14 protein-coding genes are annotated in these 16,262 nt (G+C 68.4%); 11 read left to right on the forward strand and 3 right to left on the reverse strand.

What is annotated here, in order from left to right; all coding sequences use genetic code 11:
• The first annotated feature begins 97 nt into the window (after positions 1-97).
• The 6 genes from EL337_RS28475 to EL337_RS28500 all read left to right on the forward strand — a co-directional run bounded on the left by EL337_RS28475 (position 98) and on the right by EL337_RS28500 (position 6,887).
• A complete protein-coding gene (locus EL337_RS28475) occupies positions 98-2,170 on the forward strand; it encodes a PhoX family protein (protein WP_048631498.1) in 2,073 nt (690 codons plus the stop codon).
• Between the two features lie 82 nt (positions 2,171-2,252).
• Positions 2,253-3,047, forward strand: coding sequence for an LLM class F420-dependent oxidoreductase (locus EL337_RS28480; protein ID WP_048631591.1), 795 nt, complete (start codon positions 2,253-2,255; stop codon positions 3,045-3,047).
• Positions 3,048-3,103: 56 nt separating this feature from the next.
• Positions 3,104-3,763: a GntR family transcriptional regulator gene (locus EL337_RS28485; RefSeq protein WP_048631499.1), complete on the forward strand. Its 660-nt coding sequence runs from the start codon at positions 3,104-3,106 to the stop codon at positions 3,761-3,763.
• 99 nt (positions 3,764-3,862) lie between these two features.
• Positions 3,863-5,629 (forward strand): ABC transporter substrate-binding protein/permease, encoded by a 1,767-nt coding sequence (locus EL337_RS28490; RefSeq protein ID WP_048631592.1) that lies wholly within the window; start codon positions 3,863-3,865, stop codon positions 5,627-5,629.
• Positions 5,629-6,369: an amino acid ABC transporter ATP-binding protein gene (locus tag EL337_RS28495; protein ID WP_048631500.1), complete on the forward strand. Its 741-nt coding sequence runs from the start codon at positions 5,629-5,631 to the stop codon at positions 6,367-6,369. The genes EL337_RS28490 and EL337_RS28495 overlap by 1 nt, the downstream gene beginning before the upstream one ends.
• 77 nt (positions 6,370-6,446) lie before the next feature.
• Positions 6,447-6,887, forward strand: coding sequence for a MarR family winged helix-turn-helix transcriptional regulator (locus tag EL337_RS28500; protein ID WP_048631501.1), 441 nt, complete (start codon positions 6,447-6,449; stop codon positions 6,885-6,887).
• A 12-nt stretch (positions 6,888-6,899) separates the two neighbouring features.
• On the opposite strand, the gene ggh is transcribed toward EL337_RS28500, so the two are convergent.
• Positions 6,900-8,240: a glucosylglycerate hydrolase gene (gene ggh / locus EL337_RS28505; protein ID WP_048631502.1), complete on the reverse strand. Its 1,341-nt coding sequence runs from the start codon at positions 8,238-8,240 to the stop codon at positions 6,900-6,902.
• Positions 8,241-8,296: 56 nt separating this feature from the next.
• Between ggh and EL337_RS28510 the strand changes: the two genes are divergently transcribed.
• On the forward strand, positions 8,297-8,962 hold the full coding sequence (locus EL337_RS28510) for an SDR family oxidoreductase (protein WP_048631593.1): 666 nt from the start codon (positions 8,297-8,299) through the stop codon (positions 8,960-8,962).
• A gap of 12 nt (positions 8,963-8,974) precedes the next feature.
• On the opposite strand, the gene leuS is transcribed toward EL337_RS28510, so the two are convergent.
• Entirely contained in the window at positions 8,975-11,809 is a 2,835-nt protein-coding gene (gene leuS, locus EL337_RS28515; RefSeq protein ID WP_048631503.1) for a leucine--tRNA ligase, read from the reverse strand.
• A gap of 215 nt (positions 11,810-12,024) precedes the next feature.
• Here leuS and EL337_RS28520 point away from each other — a divergent pair, with 215 nt between their 5' ends.
• Both EL337_RS28520 and EL337_RS28525 read left to right on the forward strand, forming a co-directional pair.
• Positions 12,025-12,981, forward strand: a complete 957-nt coding sequence (locus tag EL337_RS28520) for an LpqN/LpqT family lipoprotein (protein WP_048631504.1) — start codon at positions 12,025-12,027, stop codon at positions 12,979-12,981.
• Positions 12,982-13,054: 73 nt separating this feature from the next.
• Positions 13,055-13,423 carry a hypothetical protein gene (locus tag EL337_RS28525; RefSeq protein ID WP_048631505.1) on the forward strand — a complete coding sequence of 123 codons (369 nt, stop codon included), beginning with the start codon at positions 13,055-13,057 and terminating at the stop codon, positions 13,421-13,423.
• 12 nt (positions 13,424-13,435) lie between these two features.
• On the opposite strand, the gene EL337_RS28530 is transcribed toward EL337_RS28525, so the two are convergent.
• Positions 13,436-14,050: a YqgE/AlgH family protein gene (locus EL337_RS28530; protein WP_048631506.1), complete on the reverse strand. Its 615-nt coding sequence runs from the start codon at positions 14,048-14,050 to the stop codon at positions 13,436-13,438.
• 136 nt (positions 14,051-14,186) lie between these two features.
• Here EL337_RS28530 and EL337_RS28535 point away from each other — a divergent pair, with 136 nt between their 5' ends.
• Both EL337_RS28535 and EL337_RS28540 read left to right on the forward strand, forming a co-directional pair.
• Positions 14,187-15,470 (forward strand): MFS transporter, encoded by a 1,284-nt coding sequence (locus EL337_RS28535; protein ID WP_048631594.1) that lies wholly within the window; start codon positions 14,187-14,189, stop codon positions 15,468-15,470.
• Between the two features lie 10 nt (positions 15,471-15,480).
• Complete coding sequence (locus EL337_RS28540; RefSeq protein ID WP_048631595.1) at positions 15,481-16,257, forward strand: TIGR03084 family metal-binding protein; 777 nt, start codon at positions 15,481-15,483, stop codon at positions 16,255-16,257.
• Positions 16,258-16,262 lie beyond the last annotated feature (5 nt).

The following is a 16,262-nucleotide window of genomic DNA, read 5'->3' on the forward strand; positions in this document are numbered from 1 at the left end:
CCAATGCTCGCCTTCCGATTGCCCGATTGCCGTAACTTCTGGCGAGTCCGGCCGCCCAGCCCGCGGCCGGGATTCATGCCGGAAGGAATCTGTTGCCATGGCCCTGGTGCCGCTGAATCTGCTTGTCACCCACAACGGAAAGTCCAAGCGCCAGCACGTCACCTGCGTTCACAAGTGCGGTGACGCGTGCTCCAAGCCGGCACCGAACAAGAGTGACAACGAGTACTTCGGCGACGTGGTCAAGGCCGTGTCGCGGCGCTCGATCCTGCAGGCCGGCGGTGTCGCCGTCCTCGCGGTCGGAGCCGGTTCCGCGCTGGCCGCCTGCTCGAACACCTCCGAGCCCGCGCCGACGACGTCGTCGGCGGCCACCCCGGCCGAGCCGCCGGCCGGGATGAACTTCGCGTCCGTCGCACCCAACAGCGAAGACGCCGTCGTCGTCGCCGACGGCTATGACCAGGGGGTCGTGATCAGCTGGGGTGACCCCGTGTTGCCCGGCGCGCCGGCATTCGACGTCGCCAACCAGACCGGCGCCGCCCAGCGGGGCCAGTTCGGTTTCAACAACGACTTCGCCGGGTTGCTGCCCGTCGAAGGACAGCCCGGCCACTTCCTGCTGGTGACCAACTTCGAGTACGCCACCCCGCAGTTCATGTTCCCCGGATACCAGGCCGGCGCCCCGACGCGCGACCAGTTCGACGTCGAGATCGCTGCCATGGGGATGGGCGTCGTCGAGGTCGAGCGCACCCCTGAAGGTGGACTGCGGCCGGTGATGGGCCGGTACAACCGCCGCATCACCGCCGACACCCCCTTCACGCTGACCGGGCCCGCGGCAGGGACCGAGTTCGTCACCACCGCAGCCGATCCTGACGGCCGCACCGTGCTGGGCACCATCGCCAACTGTGCCGGTGGCGTAACCCCCTGGGGCACAGTGCTTTCAGGCGAAGAAAACTTCCACACCTACTTCGGCGCCGCGGAGGACTCGCCCGCACCCAGCCCGGTGGACGCGGACCGGCACGACCGCTACGGCGTCTCACTGGAGCCGTCCGAATTGCGGTGGGAAACCTTCGATCCGCGCTTCGATCTGGCCAAGACGCCCAATGAGGTCAACCGGTTCGGCTACGTCGTCGAACTGAATCCGTGGGACCCGAACTCGACCCCGGTCAAACACAGCGCGATGGGCCGGTTCAAGCACGAGGGTGCCAACATCTTCGTCACCGACGACGGCACCGTCGTCGCCTACACCGGCGACGACGAACGATTCGACTACATGTACAAATTCGTCTCGACCCGCAAGGTCCAGCCGGGCCGGGACGCCGCGGCGATGGCCAACAACATGGCGATCCTCGACGAGGGCACGCTGTATGTCGCCAAGCTCTCGAGCGACATCCCGGCCACCGAGATCGACGGCTCCGGAAAGCTCCCGTCGAAGGGGTCATTCGCCGGCACCGGCACCTGGCTTCCGCTGCTGCGCTCCGGACCGAACGGGCAGGCGGAGTCGCTGGTCGACGGCGTCACCGCCCAGGAGGCCGCGGTCTTCACCCGGATGGCCGCCGACAAGGCCGGCGCCACCAAGATGGACCGGCCCGAGGACTTCGAGGCCGACCCCAGGACCGGCAAGGTCTACGTCGCCCTGACCAACAATTCCGAGCGCGGCGCTGCCGGGGAGGCCGCACCGGATGCGCCGAACCCGCGCAACGACAACAAGAGTGGGCAGATTCTCGAGATCACCGATCAGCACGCGGGCACGGACTTCACCTGGGACCTGCTGCTGGTCTGCGGTGACCCCGAAGCCGCGGACACCTACTACGGCGGCTTCGACAAGACGCAGGTCAGCCCGATCTCGTGCCCCGACAACCTGGCCTTCGACAGCCACGGCAACCTGTGGATCTCCACCGACGGCAATGCACTCGACGGCAACGACGGTCTGTTCGCGGTGGCGCTCGACGGCCCCAACCGGGGCGAGACCAAACAGTTCCTGACCGTTCCGCTCGGCGCCGAGACGTGCGGCCCGGTGATCACCGACGACCTGGTCACGGTCTGCGTGCAACATCCCGGCGAGAACGACGAGAACAGCCTCGACAGCCCGCAGTCCCGATGGCCTGAGGGGGGTAACGGCACCGCCCGGCCGTCGGTGGTGGCGGTGTGGAAGAGCGGCGGGCAGATCGGCGTCTGAGCGCTCGCGCGAAGACGAGACGGCGCCGTCTGAGCGCTCGTGAGCGCGTTTGTGTCTGCTCGTGGAGGGTTACGTAGACACCATGACCTTTCCCGTGCGCATCGGCGTACAGCTGCAGCCGCAACACTCACCGCGCTACGACCTGATCCGCGACGCCGTGCGCCGCTGCGAGGACATGGGCGTCGACGTCGTCTTCAACTGGGATCACTTCTTCCCGCTGTACGGCGATCCCGACGGCGCGCACTTCGAATGCTGGACGATGCTGGGCGCCTGGGCCGAGCAGACGTCGCGCATCGAGATCGGCGCGCTCGTCACCTGCAACTCCTACCGCAACCCCGAGTTGCTCGCCGACATGGCTCGCACCGTCGATCACATCTCCGAAGGCCGGCTGATCCTCGGTATCGGATCCGGGTGGAAGCAGAAGGACTACGACGAGTACGGCTACGAGTTCGGCACGGCGGGGAGCCGGCTCGACGATCTCGCAGCCGCGATGCCGCGTATCGAAACCAGGTTTGCGGCGCTGAATCCCAAGCCGCTCCGCGACATCCCGGTGCTGATCGGGGGCGGCGGCGAGAAGAAGACGCTCCGACTGGTGGCCCAGCACGCCCACATCTGGCACTCCTTCGCCGACACCGACAGCTACCCCGACAAGTCCGAGATCCTGGCCCGCCACTGCGCCGACGTCGGCCGCGACCCGGCCGAGATCGAACATTCCGCCGGCGCCAACGGCAACAGCGCCGACGAGCTGATCGCAAACGCCGAAGCCTTGGCTGCACTGGGCGTCTCGATGCTGACAGTCGGCGTCAACGGTCCCGACTACGACCTGTCGCAGGCCGAGGCGCTGTGCCGCTGGCGGGACGAGCGCGCTGACGCGTAGCCGAAGCTGCCGAACAGCCCCGAGGGCCATCGGTGCCGTGAGAGACTGGCGCCGCCATGCCCAAGAAGTACGGGGTGAAGGAGAAGGACCTCGTGGTCACACACGTGGTCAATATGGTGCTGACCGGTAAGCTTCGGTCAGGAGATCGCTTGGACCGCAACGAGATTGCCCAAGAGCTCGGGCTGAGCCGGGTGCCGGTGCAAGAGGCGGTCGTCCAGTTGGAGCACGACGGCATCCTGTCGACCCGCTATCACCGTGGCGCCTACGTGGAGCGGTTCGACGAGTCAGCGGTGCGCGAGCATCATGAGCTGTACGGCCTCCTCAGCGGCCTTGCGTCCGGGCGCGCCGCCGTCGCGAGTGACCCGACGGTGATCGCCGAGCTCGATGGGGAGGTGGCGCAGATGCGGGGCGGCCGGGACGCCAAGCAGTTCGACGCTCACGCCCGCCGCTTCCGCGCAACGGTCAATGGCGAGTACGCCGGCCCGCGACTGCAGGCGGCGATCGAATCCTCGCAGACCTTCATCCCGCACAGCTTCTGGCAGACCTACGCACTGCACCGCGACACGTTGCTGCCTTCCTACGAGGCTGAGCTGACCGCAATCGGCGATAACGATGTCGAGGGCGCACGCTCGGCGTGCCTGCAGCGGTCGGAGCTCATGGCCGAGATCCTGCTGACCGAACTGGTCCGCCGCGGTGTGCTGCATCCGTCGCACTGAACAGCCGGCGACGCCGCAGTCGCCGCCTGCGCTACGTTTCTTCGAATGAGCTTCTTGCAGGTGCCCGGTCCCCTGGCGAAGACGGTGGTGAGGACGTCGATGAAGGCGTTCGTCCTCGCGCTGATCGTGGGCATGGTCGCCACCCTGGGCCTGGCGGCACCCGCAGGTGCGCAAACCGATCAATGTGCGCCGCCCGGCATCGCGAGCGCCAGCGCCCTGCCGACCAACCTGGCCGCTGCCGCCACCGGTCCTGCCGCCGACAAGTACACCACCGCCACCGTCGAGCCCTTGGACTCGGTGGACCTGAACGCTCTGGGACTCAGCAGGCCCGGAACGTTGACCGTCGGCACCCTGTCGGACGCGCCGCCGAGCATCTGCATCGACTCCGCCGGCCAGTTCACCGGCTTCGACAACGAGTTGCTGCGTGCCGTCGCCGACAAGCTCGGTCTCCAGATCAGTTTTGTGGGCACGGAGTTCTCCGGGCTGCTGGCCCAGGTGGCGGCCCGGCGGTTCGACGTGGGTTCGTCGTCGATCACCACCACCGATGCGCGGCGTCAGACCGTCGGATTCACCAACGGCTACGACTTCGGCTACTTCTCCCTCGTCGTCCCGCAGGGCTCACCCATCACCGGGTTCGACACGCTGGCGGCGGGTCAACGCATCGGCGTCGTACAGGGCACCGTGCAGGAGGCCTACGTCATCGACACCCTGGGCCTGCAGCCGGTGAAGTTCCCCGACTACAACACCGTCTACGCCAGCCTCAAGACCGGGCAGCTCGATGCCTGGGTGGCGCCGTCGCAGCAGGCGCAGGGCACCGTCCAGCCCGGCGACCCCGCCGAGATCATCGAAAACACGTTCAGCCTGGACAATTTCATCGCGTGGGCGGTGGCCCCCGACAATCAGCCGCTGATCGATGCGCTCAACACCGGGCTGGACGCGGTCATCGCCGACGGCACCTGGGCGCGCCTATACACCGACTGGGTGCCGCGCGCGCTCCCGCCGGGCTGGAAGCCCGGCTCCAAGGCCGCCCCCGAACCGGTGCTTCCCGACTTCACCGCCATCGCCGAGGAGAACCAGAGCACCCAGGCCCCGGCGGCGCCCGTACAGCCGAGATCGACGCTGTCCCAACTGGCCGCGTCGTTTCTGGACTGGGATCTCTATAAGCAGGCCATCCCCGACCTGTTGACGACCGGCCTGCCGAACACACTGATCCTGACCATCGCCGCCAGCATCATCGGCATCATCCTCGGGATGGCCCTTGCGGTGGCGGGGATCTCGACGAAGCGATGGCTGCGCTGGCCGGCCCGCATCTACACCGACATCTTCCGCGGTCTGCCGGAGGTCGTCATCATCCTGCTGATCGGCCTCGGTGTCGGACCCGTCGTCGGGCATCTCACCGGGAACAACCCGTTCCCTCTCGGCATCGCCGCACTGGGTCTGATGGCCGCCGCCTACATCGGCGAGATCTTCCGGTCCGGCATCCAGAGCGTCGATGCCGGACAGCTGGAAGCCTCACGCGCGCTGGGGTTCAGCTACCCGACATCGATGCGCCTGGTGGTCGTCCCGCAGGGTATCCGGCGGGTGCTGCCCGCCCTGATGAACCAGTTCATCTCGCTGTTGAAGGCGTCGTCGCTGGTGTATTTCCTCGGTCTGATCGCCAACCAGCGAGAGCTGTTCCAGGTGGGCCGTGACCTCAACGCACAGACCGGGAACCTGTCGCCGTTGGTGGCCGCGGGCCTGTTCTATCTGGCGCTGACCATCCCGCTCACCCACCTGGTGAACTACATCGATGCCCGGCTGCGCCGGGGACGTCGTCCCGACGACGAAGATCCGCTGGTGCTCGCCAAGTCCCAGGAGATGAACTGATGGCCACCGAGACGCACGCGGTTTCGCTGACCGCCAAGGACATTCACCTGTCCCTCGGGAAGAACGCCGTGCTGCGCGGAGTCGACCTCGACGTCGCCGCCGGATCCAGCACCGCGGTGATCGGACCGTCCGGCTCGGGAAAGTCCACCCTGCTGCGGACGCTCAACCGGCTGTACGAACCCGACCGGGGCGACATCCTGCTGGACGGACGTTCGGTGCTCAAAGACGACCCCGACCAGCTCCGGCAACGGATCGGCATGGTGTTCCAGCACTTTCAGTTGTTCCCGCATCGCACCGTCCTCGACAACGTGGCGCTGGCTCCGCGCAAGCTCAAGCGCCTCAGCGCCGACGACGCGCGCGACCTCGGCCTCGCCCAGTTGGACCGGGTGGGTCTGCGGCACAAGGCGGATGCCCGGCCGTCGACTCTGTCGGGCGGACAGCAGCAGCGCGTCGCGATCGCCCGGGCACTGGCGATGTCACCCCAGGTCATGTTCTTCGACGAAGCGACGTCGGCGCTGGACCCCGAACTCGTCAAAGGGGTCCTCGAGCTCATCGCCGACCTCGCCGCCGGCGGAATGACGATGGTGGTGGTGACCCACGAGATGGGCTTCGCCCAGTCCACCGCCGACACCGTGGTCTTCATGGATCACGGGCAGGTCGTCGAAACGGGACCGCCAGCGCAACTGTTCGAAGCCGCCGAGACCGACCGCCTGCGCAGGTTCCTGTCCCAGGTGCTCTGATCTGCCGGACACGACTTGGCGAAAATCGCCCCGACCGCACAACTCGGCGGCGACCTAGAGGTTAGACTGTCGAAATTATGGTGGCCACCGAAGCACGGGTCAGCGAGCTCGCTGGCGAGTTGCAGCGCGTGCTGTCGAAGGTGCTGTCGGTGATGCGGCACACCGGGCGCACCGCGACGTCCGGTGACCTGACGCTGGCCCAGTTGTCCATTCTGCTCACCCTGTTCGATCAGGGCCCGATGCGCATGACCGAGTTGGCCGCCCACGAACGGGTGCGCACGCCCACCACGACGGTCGCGATCCGCCGCTTGGAGAAGCTCGGGCTCGTCAAGCGCGACCGTGACCCGTCCGACCTGCGCGCCGTGCTCGTCGACATCACCCCGGAAGGTCTCGAGCAGCACCGGGAAGCGTTGGCCTCCAGGCAGGCTCATCTGGCGGCACTGTTGAGCAAGCTCAGCGAGGAAGAACTCGACGCACTTTCCATGGCGCTCGCACCGCTGGCCCGCATCGCCGAGTAGCGGTTCAGCCGTTCAGCCCAACCAGTCCAGCACCGCCGCCGCGGTCCACGACTGCTGCATGCTGCCCAACGGCTCGCCGGTGAACGGCTCGTAGTACTCGGCGAAGGTGCCGTCGCTGGCCTGACGTAAACCCTCCCGCCGCAACGACGATGCGCGCTCGGCCCAGCCGCGCCGCGCGAAGCACCACGCGAACAACCAGGTCATCACCGGCCACACCGGACCGCGCCAGTACTCGCGCGGGCGGAAGTCGCGCGACACCGGTGACGTCGACGGAATCAGGGCGTACGCCAGGTCCGGATGTCCACAGAAGCGCGGGCCCTCCAGCAGCCGCAGCAGCGCGCGCTCCCGATCGTGAGACAGCCCACCGCACAACAGCGGTGCGAACTGCGCCACCGTCTCGGTGACGATCCACTTCTCCGCGCGCACGTCGTAATCCCTTGCTGCGCCGGTCCGTTCATCAGTTGAGGCGATGACACCGGACCGGAACCGCTCGGCCCACGAATACAGATCCCGTACATCGGCATGCGGACGCTTGTGGTCCTCGCCGATCTCGGCGAGCACCTGGCAGGCCACCGAGAGGATCGCCGAGACGAAGACGTCCTCGACGGCGAAACTCATTGACTTGGCCAGCAATTCGTCGTCGTAGCGGGCGGCCTTCATCTCCTCAAGCAGCCACAGGTAGCGGTCGTACTCCACGTCGGAGGGCCGCTGCGTGGCGTCGGTGTTGATCTTGTTGTCCTCACGCTGATACTCCGGCACATCCCCGGGAATCACGTTGCCGTACGGGAGGTCCCAGCGTGGCGAGTTGTCCATACCCGACTCCCAGCCGTGGTACAGCGTGACCCGGCCGCGCTGGTTCTGGTCGCGACACTCCGCCAGCCACCGGTGCCACCGCACCAGGTCGCCCCAGCGCCTGTCCAGGAACGATTCGGCGACCGCCCGCGTCGAACGCCCCCGGGTGCGGGCGTTGTCGAGGATGCGCTGCACCGCGATGGCGTGCACCGGAGGCTGGGTGATACCTGAGGTGTGCCGGTTGCGTGGCGCGTCGGCCGTCAGCGCCGAACAGGCCCATCGGGCCGGGCCGGGGAAGTACCCGTCGACCCCGTTGGCGAACACGATGTGCGGGATCATGCCGTTGCGCCACTGCGCGGACAACAGCGTGTCCAACTCGACGACGGCGCGCTCCACCGACAGCGGGGCGAGCCCGATCGAGACGAACGCCGCGTCCCAGCTCCACATGTGTGGGTAGAGCAGGGGAGCCGCGGTGGTCATCACACCGAGGTCGTTACCGCGCAGCAGATACGCGGCACGGGCCGCCAATTGGGTCGGGGCAAAGCTGGGATCGTGCGCCATCGTCCCCCCATGATGCGACGACTTCGCCCGATATGCAGATCGGTAGGGTCACAGGTGTGCCGACCGCGATGATCACCGGAGCCTCCGGCGGCCTGGGAGCCGCCCTCGCCGACGCGCTGGCGCCCACCCACACCCTGTTCCTGGCCGGCCGTCCGTCCCCCCGCCTGGACGCCGTCGCCGAACGGCTCGGCGCCACCACCTGGCCGATCGACCTGGCCGACCCCGATTCCATCCCGGCGGTGGTCGAGCCGATCGTGGAGCTCGACGTGCTGGTCCACAACGCCGGTGTCGCCTATCCCGGGCGGGTGGCGGAGTCCAGCGTCGACGAGTGGCGCTCCAGCATGGCCGTCAACGTCGTCGGCGCGGTGGCCCTCACGCTGGAGCTGCTGCCTGCGCTGCGCAGCGCAGGCGGGCACGTCGTGTTCATCAACTCCGGCGCCGGGATCAACGCCTCACCCGGCCTGGCGTCGTACTCCGCGAGCAAGTTCGCGTTGCGCGGCTTCGCCGACTCGCTGCGCGCCGACGAGCCGTCGCTGCGGGTGACGTCCGTGCACCCGGGCCGCATCGCGACCGCGATGCAGGAGGACCTCATCGCCTACGAGGGCCGCGACTACGACCCCACCCAGTTCCTGAGTCCGCAGACAGTGGCGAAGGTGACCGCGGACGCGATCAACACCCCCGCCGACGCGCACGTCCACGAGGTCATCGTCCGGCCCCGCTAGTCGCGGGAGGGGCTAGAGGACGACGTTGACCAGGCGGCCCGCCACGACGATGACCTTCTTCGGGGTCCTGCCTGCCATGAAGTCGACGACCTTCTCGTCGGCCAGGGCGGCTGCCTCCACCACGTCGGCCGGCGCGTCCGCGGCGACGGTGACACGTCCGCGCACCTTGCCGTTGACCTGCACCGGGTACTCGACGGTGTCCTCGACGAGGAACCGTTCGTCGGCCAACGGGAACGGCCCGTGCGCCAGCGAGCCGTCGTGGCCCAACCGCCGCCACAGCTCCTCGGCCAGGTGCGGTGCCAGCGGTGCGACCATCAGCACCAGCGGCTCCAGCGCCGCTCTGGCCGTCACCGACTGCTTGGTCAGGTGGTTGGTGTACTCGATGAGCTTGGCCGCCGCGGTGTTGTTTCGCAGCGCGGCGTAGTCGTCGGCCGTCGCGGCGATGGTGCGGTGCAGCAGGCGTTCGGTCTCGTCGTCGAGGGCGGCGTGTTCGTTGACGCGGACCTCTCCCGTCTCCTCGTCCACCACCAGGCGCCACACCCGCTGCAGGAACCGGTAGGCGCCGACGACATCCTTGGTCGCCCACGGCCGCGACGCCTCCAGCGGGCCCATCGACATCTCGTAGACCCGCAACGTGTCGGCGCCGTAGTTGTCGCAGATCTCATCGGGGGACACCGAGTTCTTCAGGCTCTTGCCGATCTTGCCGAACTCCTGCTTCACCTCGGCATCGTGATAGAAGAACTTTCCGTCGCGCTCGACCACCTCGGCGGCGGGCACGTAGGAACCGCGCGCGTCGGTGTAGGCGAACGCCTGGATGTAGCCCTGGTTCACCAGCCGCCGGTACGGCTCCCTCGAGCTGACGTGGCCGAGGTCGAACAGCACCTTGTGCCAGAACCGCGAATACAGCAGATGCAGCACGGCATGCTCGACGCCGCCGACATACAGGTCGACGCCGCCGGGGTCCGACGGACCGTGTTCGTCCGGTCGCGGACCCATCCAGTACGCCTCATTCTCCTTGGCGCACATGGCTTCTTTGTTGTACGGGTCGGTGTAGCGCAGTTCGTACCAGGAGCTGCCGGCCCACTGCGGCATCACGTTGGTGTCGCGGGTGTAGGTCTTGAGCCCGTCGCCCAGATCCAACTCCACGTTCACCCAGTCGGTCACCTTCCCCAGCGGCGGCGACGGTTCACTGTCGGCGTCGTCGGGATCGAACGACACCGGCGAATAGTCCGGCACGTCCGGCAGTTCGACGGGCAGCAGGTCCTGGGGCAGCCCGTGGGCGCGGCCCTGCGCGTCGTAGACGATCGGGAACGGCTCACCCCAGTAGCGCTGCCTCGCGAAGAGCCAATCCCTGAGCTTGTATTCGACGCGTGCCCGGCCGCGACCGTCTGCGGTCAGCCGCTCGGTCATCGCCTCCTTGGCGGCGCTCACGTCCAAGCCGTCGAGGAAGCCGGAGTTCACCAGGGGGCCGTCTCCGATGTACGCCTCCGTCGAGATATCGCCGCCGGCAACGACTTCCACGATCGGCAGGCCGAATTCCGTGGCGAAGTCCCAGTCCCGCTGGTCGCCGCCGGGCACCGCCATGATGGCGCCGGTGCCGTAGCCGGCCAGCACGTAGTCGGCGATGAACACCGGAACCTGATGACCGTTCGCGGGATTCGTCGCGTAGGCCCCGAGGAACACCCCGGTCTTGGACTTGTTCTCCTGCCGCTCCAGATCCGACTTCGCCGCAATCGCGGAACGGTAGGCCCGGACCGCGTCGACAGGGGTCGCGGCGCCGTAGGTCCACCGCTGATCCACGTCCGCGGGCCACGCGTCGGCGACCAGGCGGTCGACCAGGTCATGCTCCGGCGCCAGCACCATGTAGGTCGCACCGAACAGCGTGTCCGGACGCGTGGTGAACACCTCGATGTCGCCGGCGTCGGTGGCGAACTGGACCGACGCACCGGTGGAGCGGCCGATCCAGTTGCGTTGCATGGCCTTGACCTTGTCCGGCCAGTCCAGCACGTCGAGATCCTCGAGCAGTCGGTCGGAGTACGCGGTGATCCGCATCATCCACTGCCGCAACCGTTTCCGGAACACCGGGAAGTTGCCGCGCTCACTGCGGCCGTCGGAGGTGACCTCCTCGTTGGCCAAGACCGTGCCCAGGCCGGGGCACCAGTTCACCACCGAGTCGGCCAGATAGACCAGGCGGTGGGAGTCGATGACGTCGGCACGGGCGTCCGCGTCGAGATCCGCCCAGGCGCGCCCGTCACCAACGGTGCGGGTGCCGGCCTCGAACTCGGCGATCAGGTCCGCGATGGGCCTGGCCTTGTTCTGCGACGTGTCGAACCACGCGTTGAAGATCTGCAGAAAGATCCACTGGGTCCACTTGTAGTAGTCCACATCGGTGGTGGAGAAGCTGCGACGCGCGTCGTGCCCGAGGCCCAGCCGGCCCAGCTGCCGCCGGAAATTGACGATGTTGGCCTCGGTCCGGGTGCGCGGATGCGTGCCGGTCTGGATCGCGTACTGCTCGGCGGGTAGTCCGAATGCGTCGAAACCCAAAGCGTGCAACACGTTACGCCCGGTCATCCGGTAGTACCTGGCGTAGACATCGGTCGCGATGTAGCCCAGCGGATGTCCGACGTGCAGACCCTCACCCGACGGGTAGGGGAACATGTCCTGGACGAACATCTTGTCCGCGGGCACCGTGCTGCCATCCGTAGGTGCCAGAGATCCGACGGGGTTGGCGACGTCGAACGTCCCGTCCTGTGTCCACTGCTGCTGCCATGCACGTTCGATCTCGCCGGCGAGTTCCGCGGTGTAGCGGTGCCGGGGCGAGTCGTCTGCGCGCGGGGTCTCGGTCAACCCAGCAGTTCCGGTCGGCGTTTCAGTCACGCCACCAGGGTATAAGCACTTCCCTCTGCACTTTCGCGGCCACGGGTTGGTCTCGGTTCCGTTGCGGATGCATCAGGGGTTGGTTCCAGGTCGGTCCCAGCCCTGGTTACCGCGTCACGCACGTGGATACATTCGTCGCCTGACACGTCGGGACCTGGTCGGGAAGGAACGGAGGACTTCGGTCGATGAGCGAAATCGCGCGCCGCTGGCGGATATTGGCCGGTGGCATCGGAGTCACCGCAGCCGGTATCGCCGGTGTGATCGGTGTCGCCGCGAGCACGGCTTCGGCTCAGCCCGCGATCCCGCAGCCGACGCTGCCCGCGCCCGCAACTGTGACGCAGACCGTCACCGTGGCCCCCAATGCCGCTGCCGCGCCCATCGGACAGACCGGTGTGACGGCGGCCACTGCCGGCCCCGCTGCCATCCCCGCCGCCGCCGGCGCACCGGCCGTCCAGCCGGTCGCCCCGGCTCAACCCGTGGCGACGATCGCCCCCGCCACCTCGGGCACGCTGGCCGAGTTCTTCGCATCCAAGGGCGTCAGCATGGAGCCCCAGTCCAGCCGCGACTTCCGCGCCCTGAACATCGTGCTGCCCAAGCCACGCGGATGGGAGCACATCCCGGATCCGAACGTGCCCGACGCGTTCGCCGTGCTCGCCGACCGTGTCGGCGGCAACGGCCTGTACTCCTCGAACGCACAGGTTGTCGTCTACAAGCTGGTCGGCCAGTTCGATCCGAAGGAAGCGATCAGCCACGGCTTCATCGACAGCCAGAAGCTGCCGGCCTGGCGGTCCACCGACGCCTCGCTGGCCGACTTCGGCGGGATGCCGTCGTCGCTGATCGAAGGCACCTACCGCGAGAACAACATGACGTTGAACACGTCCCGGCGGCACGTCATCGCCACCGTCGGGCCTGACAGCTACCTGGTGTCGCTGTCGGTGAACACGAGCGTGGACCAGGTCGTCGCCGCGGCCGGCGCCACCGACGCGATCGTCAACGGCTTCAAGGTCAGCGTCCCCGGCCCCGCCGCCCCCGCGGCGCCGCTTCCCGGCACGCCCCCACTGCCGCTGCCCGCTGCGGCCCCCCAAGCTCCCGGCGTCCCCGCTCTGGCACCCCCGCCACAGCTGTTGGGATTGCAGGGATAACGACGTCGTCCCCCGGGCGAAGCCTGGCGCCCGGGGGACGGCGGCCTAACCGGCAGACCGTATTCTCAAGGCCATGCTGGTACCCGCCCTCGTGTGTCTGATCGCGGCCGCCGTGACCGCCGCGCTGGGTGTGTGGTCATTGACACGCAGGCCGTCCGCCGACTTCGTGCAGCAGGTCCTGCGTGCGGTGGCGCCCACTCAGCTGGCCGCCGCGGTGATGCTGGGCGCGGGTGGGGTGGTCGCGTTGTCGGTCGCCCCGACCACCGCGCTGGTGGTCCTCGTCGTGAGCGTGGCCGGAGCCGTCGGCACCGTTGCCGCGGGCTGCTGGCAGAGCGCGAAAGCCGTCACCCGGGAGAACGCGCGGCAGGCCGCGAGCAGTGGCAGCTGCGGCAGTGGCAGCGGGAGCGCGTGCGGGACGTGCACGCTGTCCTGCGGACGCTAGCCGGGAATCCCGCTAATTGCGGCTGAGGTCGATCGGGTGGGTGGCCATCAGCGACAGCGGCATCGGCTGCCGGCGTAACACCCGGCCCCACAGGTCCACCTTGGGCTCTGACAGCACGTCAGTGGGCAACGCGGACAACACGATCCAGTCGTCACGCTCGATCTCGCCCTCAAGCTGACCGATGGTCCAACCCGAATAGCCGGCGAAAATCCGCACGCCCTCGATCATCGGTGCGATCGAATCAGGGTCGGCGTCCAGGTCGACCATCACCACCCGGCCCTGCACGTGCCGCAGGCCCGCGACACCGCCGGGGTCGATGCCCGCCCGCAGCGTCGCCAGACATAGTGCAGCATCACGCTTGACCGGGCCGCCGATGTACATGGTCTTGGGCTTGGTGGCCAGCTTCGCCCACTGCGGCAGCACGTTGTACACCGCGGTCTCACTGGCCCGGTTGAGCACCACGCCGAGGGTTCCGCCGTCGTTGTGTTCGACGACGTAGATGACGCTGCGCCGAAACGTCGGCTCGAGCAGATCGGTGTTGGCGAGAAGCAACGTGCCTGCACGCACCCGGGGAGCGGCGGGCGCGGCCCTGTCCTGGTAATCCTCCGGATCCTCGGACTGCGCCATCGGACCATCATGTCACCAGGACTGCTGGATCGTGGCGAACAAGCACGCCGCTGTTGGATATTTGTACTGTGGGGCGGGTCCCCAGACACCCGCACTTCGCACCCGAACTTCCCACCCGCCCCAGGACGTGACATCCGTGCCCGACGACCGCGTACCCCGTACGTTGTTGCGTTCGGTGCAGGCGCTACCCGATTTCCGCAGACTCCTCGAACTGCGGGCGGTCAGCCAGTTCGCCGACGGCCTGTTCCAGGCCGGTCTTGCCGGTGCGATCCTGTTCAACCCGGAACGCGAAGCGACGCCGGGCGCCATCGCCGCCGCGTTCGCCGTGCTGTTCCTGCCGTACTCGCTGCTCGGTCCGTTCGCGGGAGCTCTGCTGGACCGCTGGGACCGGCGGCTGGTGCTCGTCGGGGCCAACAGCGGCCGGCTGCTGGTGGTGATCGCGGTCGGCACGCTGCTGGCCTTCGGGGTGGGCGACATACCAATCCTGTTGAGCGCGTTGATCGCCAACGGCTTCACCCGCTTCGTCTCATCCGGATTGTCGGCCGCGCTTCCGCATGTCGTGCCGCGCGCGCAGGTGATCGCGATGAACTCCGTGGCCACCGCCACCGGTTCGATCGCGGCGTTCGCCGGCGCCATCTTCATGCTGCTGCCGCGGTGGCTGTGGGGCGCCGGTGACTCCGGCTCGGCCACCACCATCTTCCTGGTGACGGTGCCCGTCGCGGCGGCCTTGCTGTTCTCGATGCGGTTCCGGCCCCGACTGCTGGGCCCCGACGACAGCGCCCGCGCCATCCACGGCTCCGTCGTCTACGCGGTGGCCACCGGATGGTTGCACGGCGCACGAACCGCGCTGGCGATCCCGACGGTCTCCGCCACGCTGGCCGGACTGGCCGCGCACCGCATGGTGTTCGGCATCAACACACTGCTGGTGCTGGTGATGGTGCGCCACACCGAAGCGGCAACGGTGGCCGGATTCGGTACGACCGTGCTGTTCGTCTCCGCGGGCGGTGCCGGGCAGTTCCTGGCGACCGTCCTGACGCCGGTCGCGGTGAAACGCTGGGGCCGCTACGCCACGCCCAACGCCGCGCTGGCATTCGCGGCCGTGGTGCAGCTGTGCGGGGCGACCCTTCACCTCCCGGTCATGATCGTGTGCGGATTCCTGCTCGGCGCCGCGGGTCAGGTGGTCAAGCTGTGCGCCGACACCGCGATGCAGATGGACGTCGACGACGCGCTGCGCGGACACCTCTTCACGGTGCAGGACTCGCTGTTCTGGATGGCGTTCATCCTGGCGATCTCCGGGGCGGCGGTCGTCATTCCGTCGGACGGCCACGCCCCCCTGCTCGCCCTCGCAGGCACCGGTCTCTACCTGGCGGGGCTGGCCGTGCACGCCGGCGTCGGTCGGCGGGGCCGCCCGCGCGGATAAGGTGGGCGCCATGGCCGGAGCAGCCCCGATGGTCGCCGATCTGCGCGCCGAGAGCGACGATCTCGATGCGCTGGTGGCTGCCCTCCCACCCGAGCAGTGGGCGCTGGACACCCCCGCCGCCGGCTGGACCGTCGCCCACCAGATCGCGCACCTGCTGTGGACCGACAGGGTCGCGTTGACATCGGTGACCGACGAGGCGGGTTTCGCCGAGATCCTGGGGACGGCGGCGCAGAACCCCACCGGCTTCGTCGACGCCGGCGCCGAGGAGCTGGCGCTGGTGCCGCCCGGCGAGTTACTCGCCGACTGGCGCGCCACCCGGGGCGCTCTGCACGAGGCGTTGCTCACCGTGGCCGACGGGCGCAAGCTGCCGTGGTTCGGCCCGCCGATGAGCGCGCCGTCGATGGCTACCGCCCGGCTGATGGAGACGTGGGCGCACGGGCTCGACGTCGCCGACGCGCTCGGGGTGCAGCGGGCGCCGACGGCGCGACTGCGCTCGATCGCCCACATCGGCGTCCGCACGCGGGATTTCGCGTACTCCGTCCACGGGCTCACCCCGCCGGCGGAGCCGTTCCACGTGAAACTTTGCGCCCCGGATGGTTCCGAGTGGACGTGGGGTCCCGAAGATGCCGCCCAGCGTGTCACCGGCTCGGCCGAAGACTTCTGCATGCTCGTCACGCAGCGCCGGGCACGTGCGCTGCTCGACGTCGTCGCGGTCGGACCCGACGCCGAGCAGTGGCTGACGATCGCGCAGGCCTTCGCCGGACCCCCTGGGCCCGGCCGGGGGTAACCGCG

It is taken from the genome of Mycolicibacterium aurum, from assembly GCF_900637195.1.
GTDB lineage: Bacteria > Actinomycetota > Actinomycetes > Mycobacteriales > Mycobacteriaceae > Mycobacterium > Mycobacterium aurum.

What these genes read in the sequence shown, in the direction of transcription:
- EL337_RS28480 (WP_048631591.1), top strand. Translation starts at nt 2,253, where the DNA reads ATGACCTTTCCCGTGCGCATCGGCGTACAGCTGCAGCCGCAACACTCA.
- EL337_RS28475 (WP_048631498.1), top strand. Translation starts at nt 98, where the DNA reads ATGGCCCTGGTGCCGCTGAATCTGCTTGTCACCCACAACGGAAAGTCC.
- EL337_RS28495 (WP_048631500.1), top strand. Translation starts at nt 5,629, where the DNA reads ATGGCCACCGAGACGCACGCGGTTTCGCTGACCGCCAAGGACATTCAC.
- ggh (WP_048631502.1), bottom strand. Translation starts at nt 8,240, where the DNA reads ATGGCGCACGATCCCAGCTTTGCCCCGACCCAATTGGCGGCCCGTGCC.
- EL337_RS28490 (WP_048631592.1), top strand. Translation starts at nt 3,863, where the DNA reads ATGAAGGCGTTCGTCCTCGCGCTGATCGTGGGCATGGTCGCCACCCTG.
- EL337_RS28525 (WP_048631505.1), top strand. Translation starts at nt 13,055, where the DNA reads ATGCTGGTACCCGCCCTCGTGTGTCTGATCGCGGCCGCCGTGACCGCC.
- EL337_RS28485 (WP_048631499.1), top strand. Translation starts at nt 3,104, where the DNA reads ATGCCCAAGAAGTACGGGGTGAAGGAGAAGGACCTCGTGGTCACACAC.
- EL337_RS28500 (WP_048631501.1), top strand. Translation starts at nt 6,447, where the DNA reads ATGGTGGCCACCGAAGCACGGGTCAGCGAGCTCGCTGGCGAGTTGCAG.
- EL337_RS28540 (WP_048631595.1), top strand. Translation starts at nt 15,481, where the DNA reads ATGGCCGGAGCAGCCCCGATGGTCGCCGATCTGCGCGCCGAGAGCGAC.
- EL337_RS28530 (WP_048631506.1), bottom strand. Translation starts at nt 14,050, where the DNA reads ATGGCGCAGTCCGAGGATCCGGAGGATTACCAGGACAGGGCCGCGCCC.
- EL337_RS28520 (WP_048631504.1), top strand. Translation starts at nt 12,025, where the DNA reads ATGAGCGAAATCGCGCGCCGCTGGCGGATATTGGCCGGTGGCATCGGA.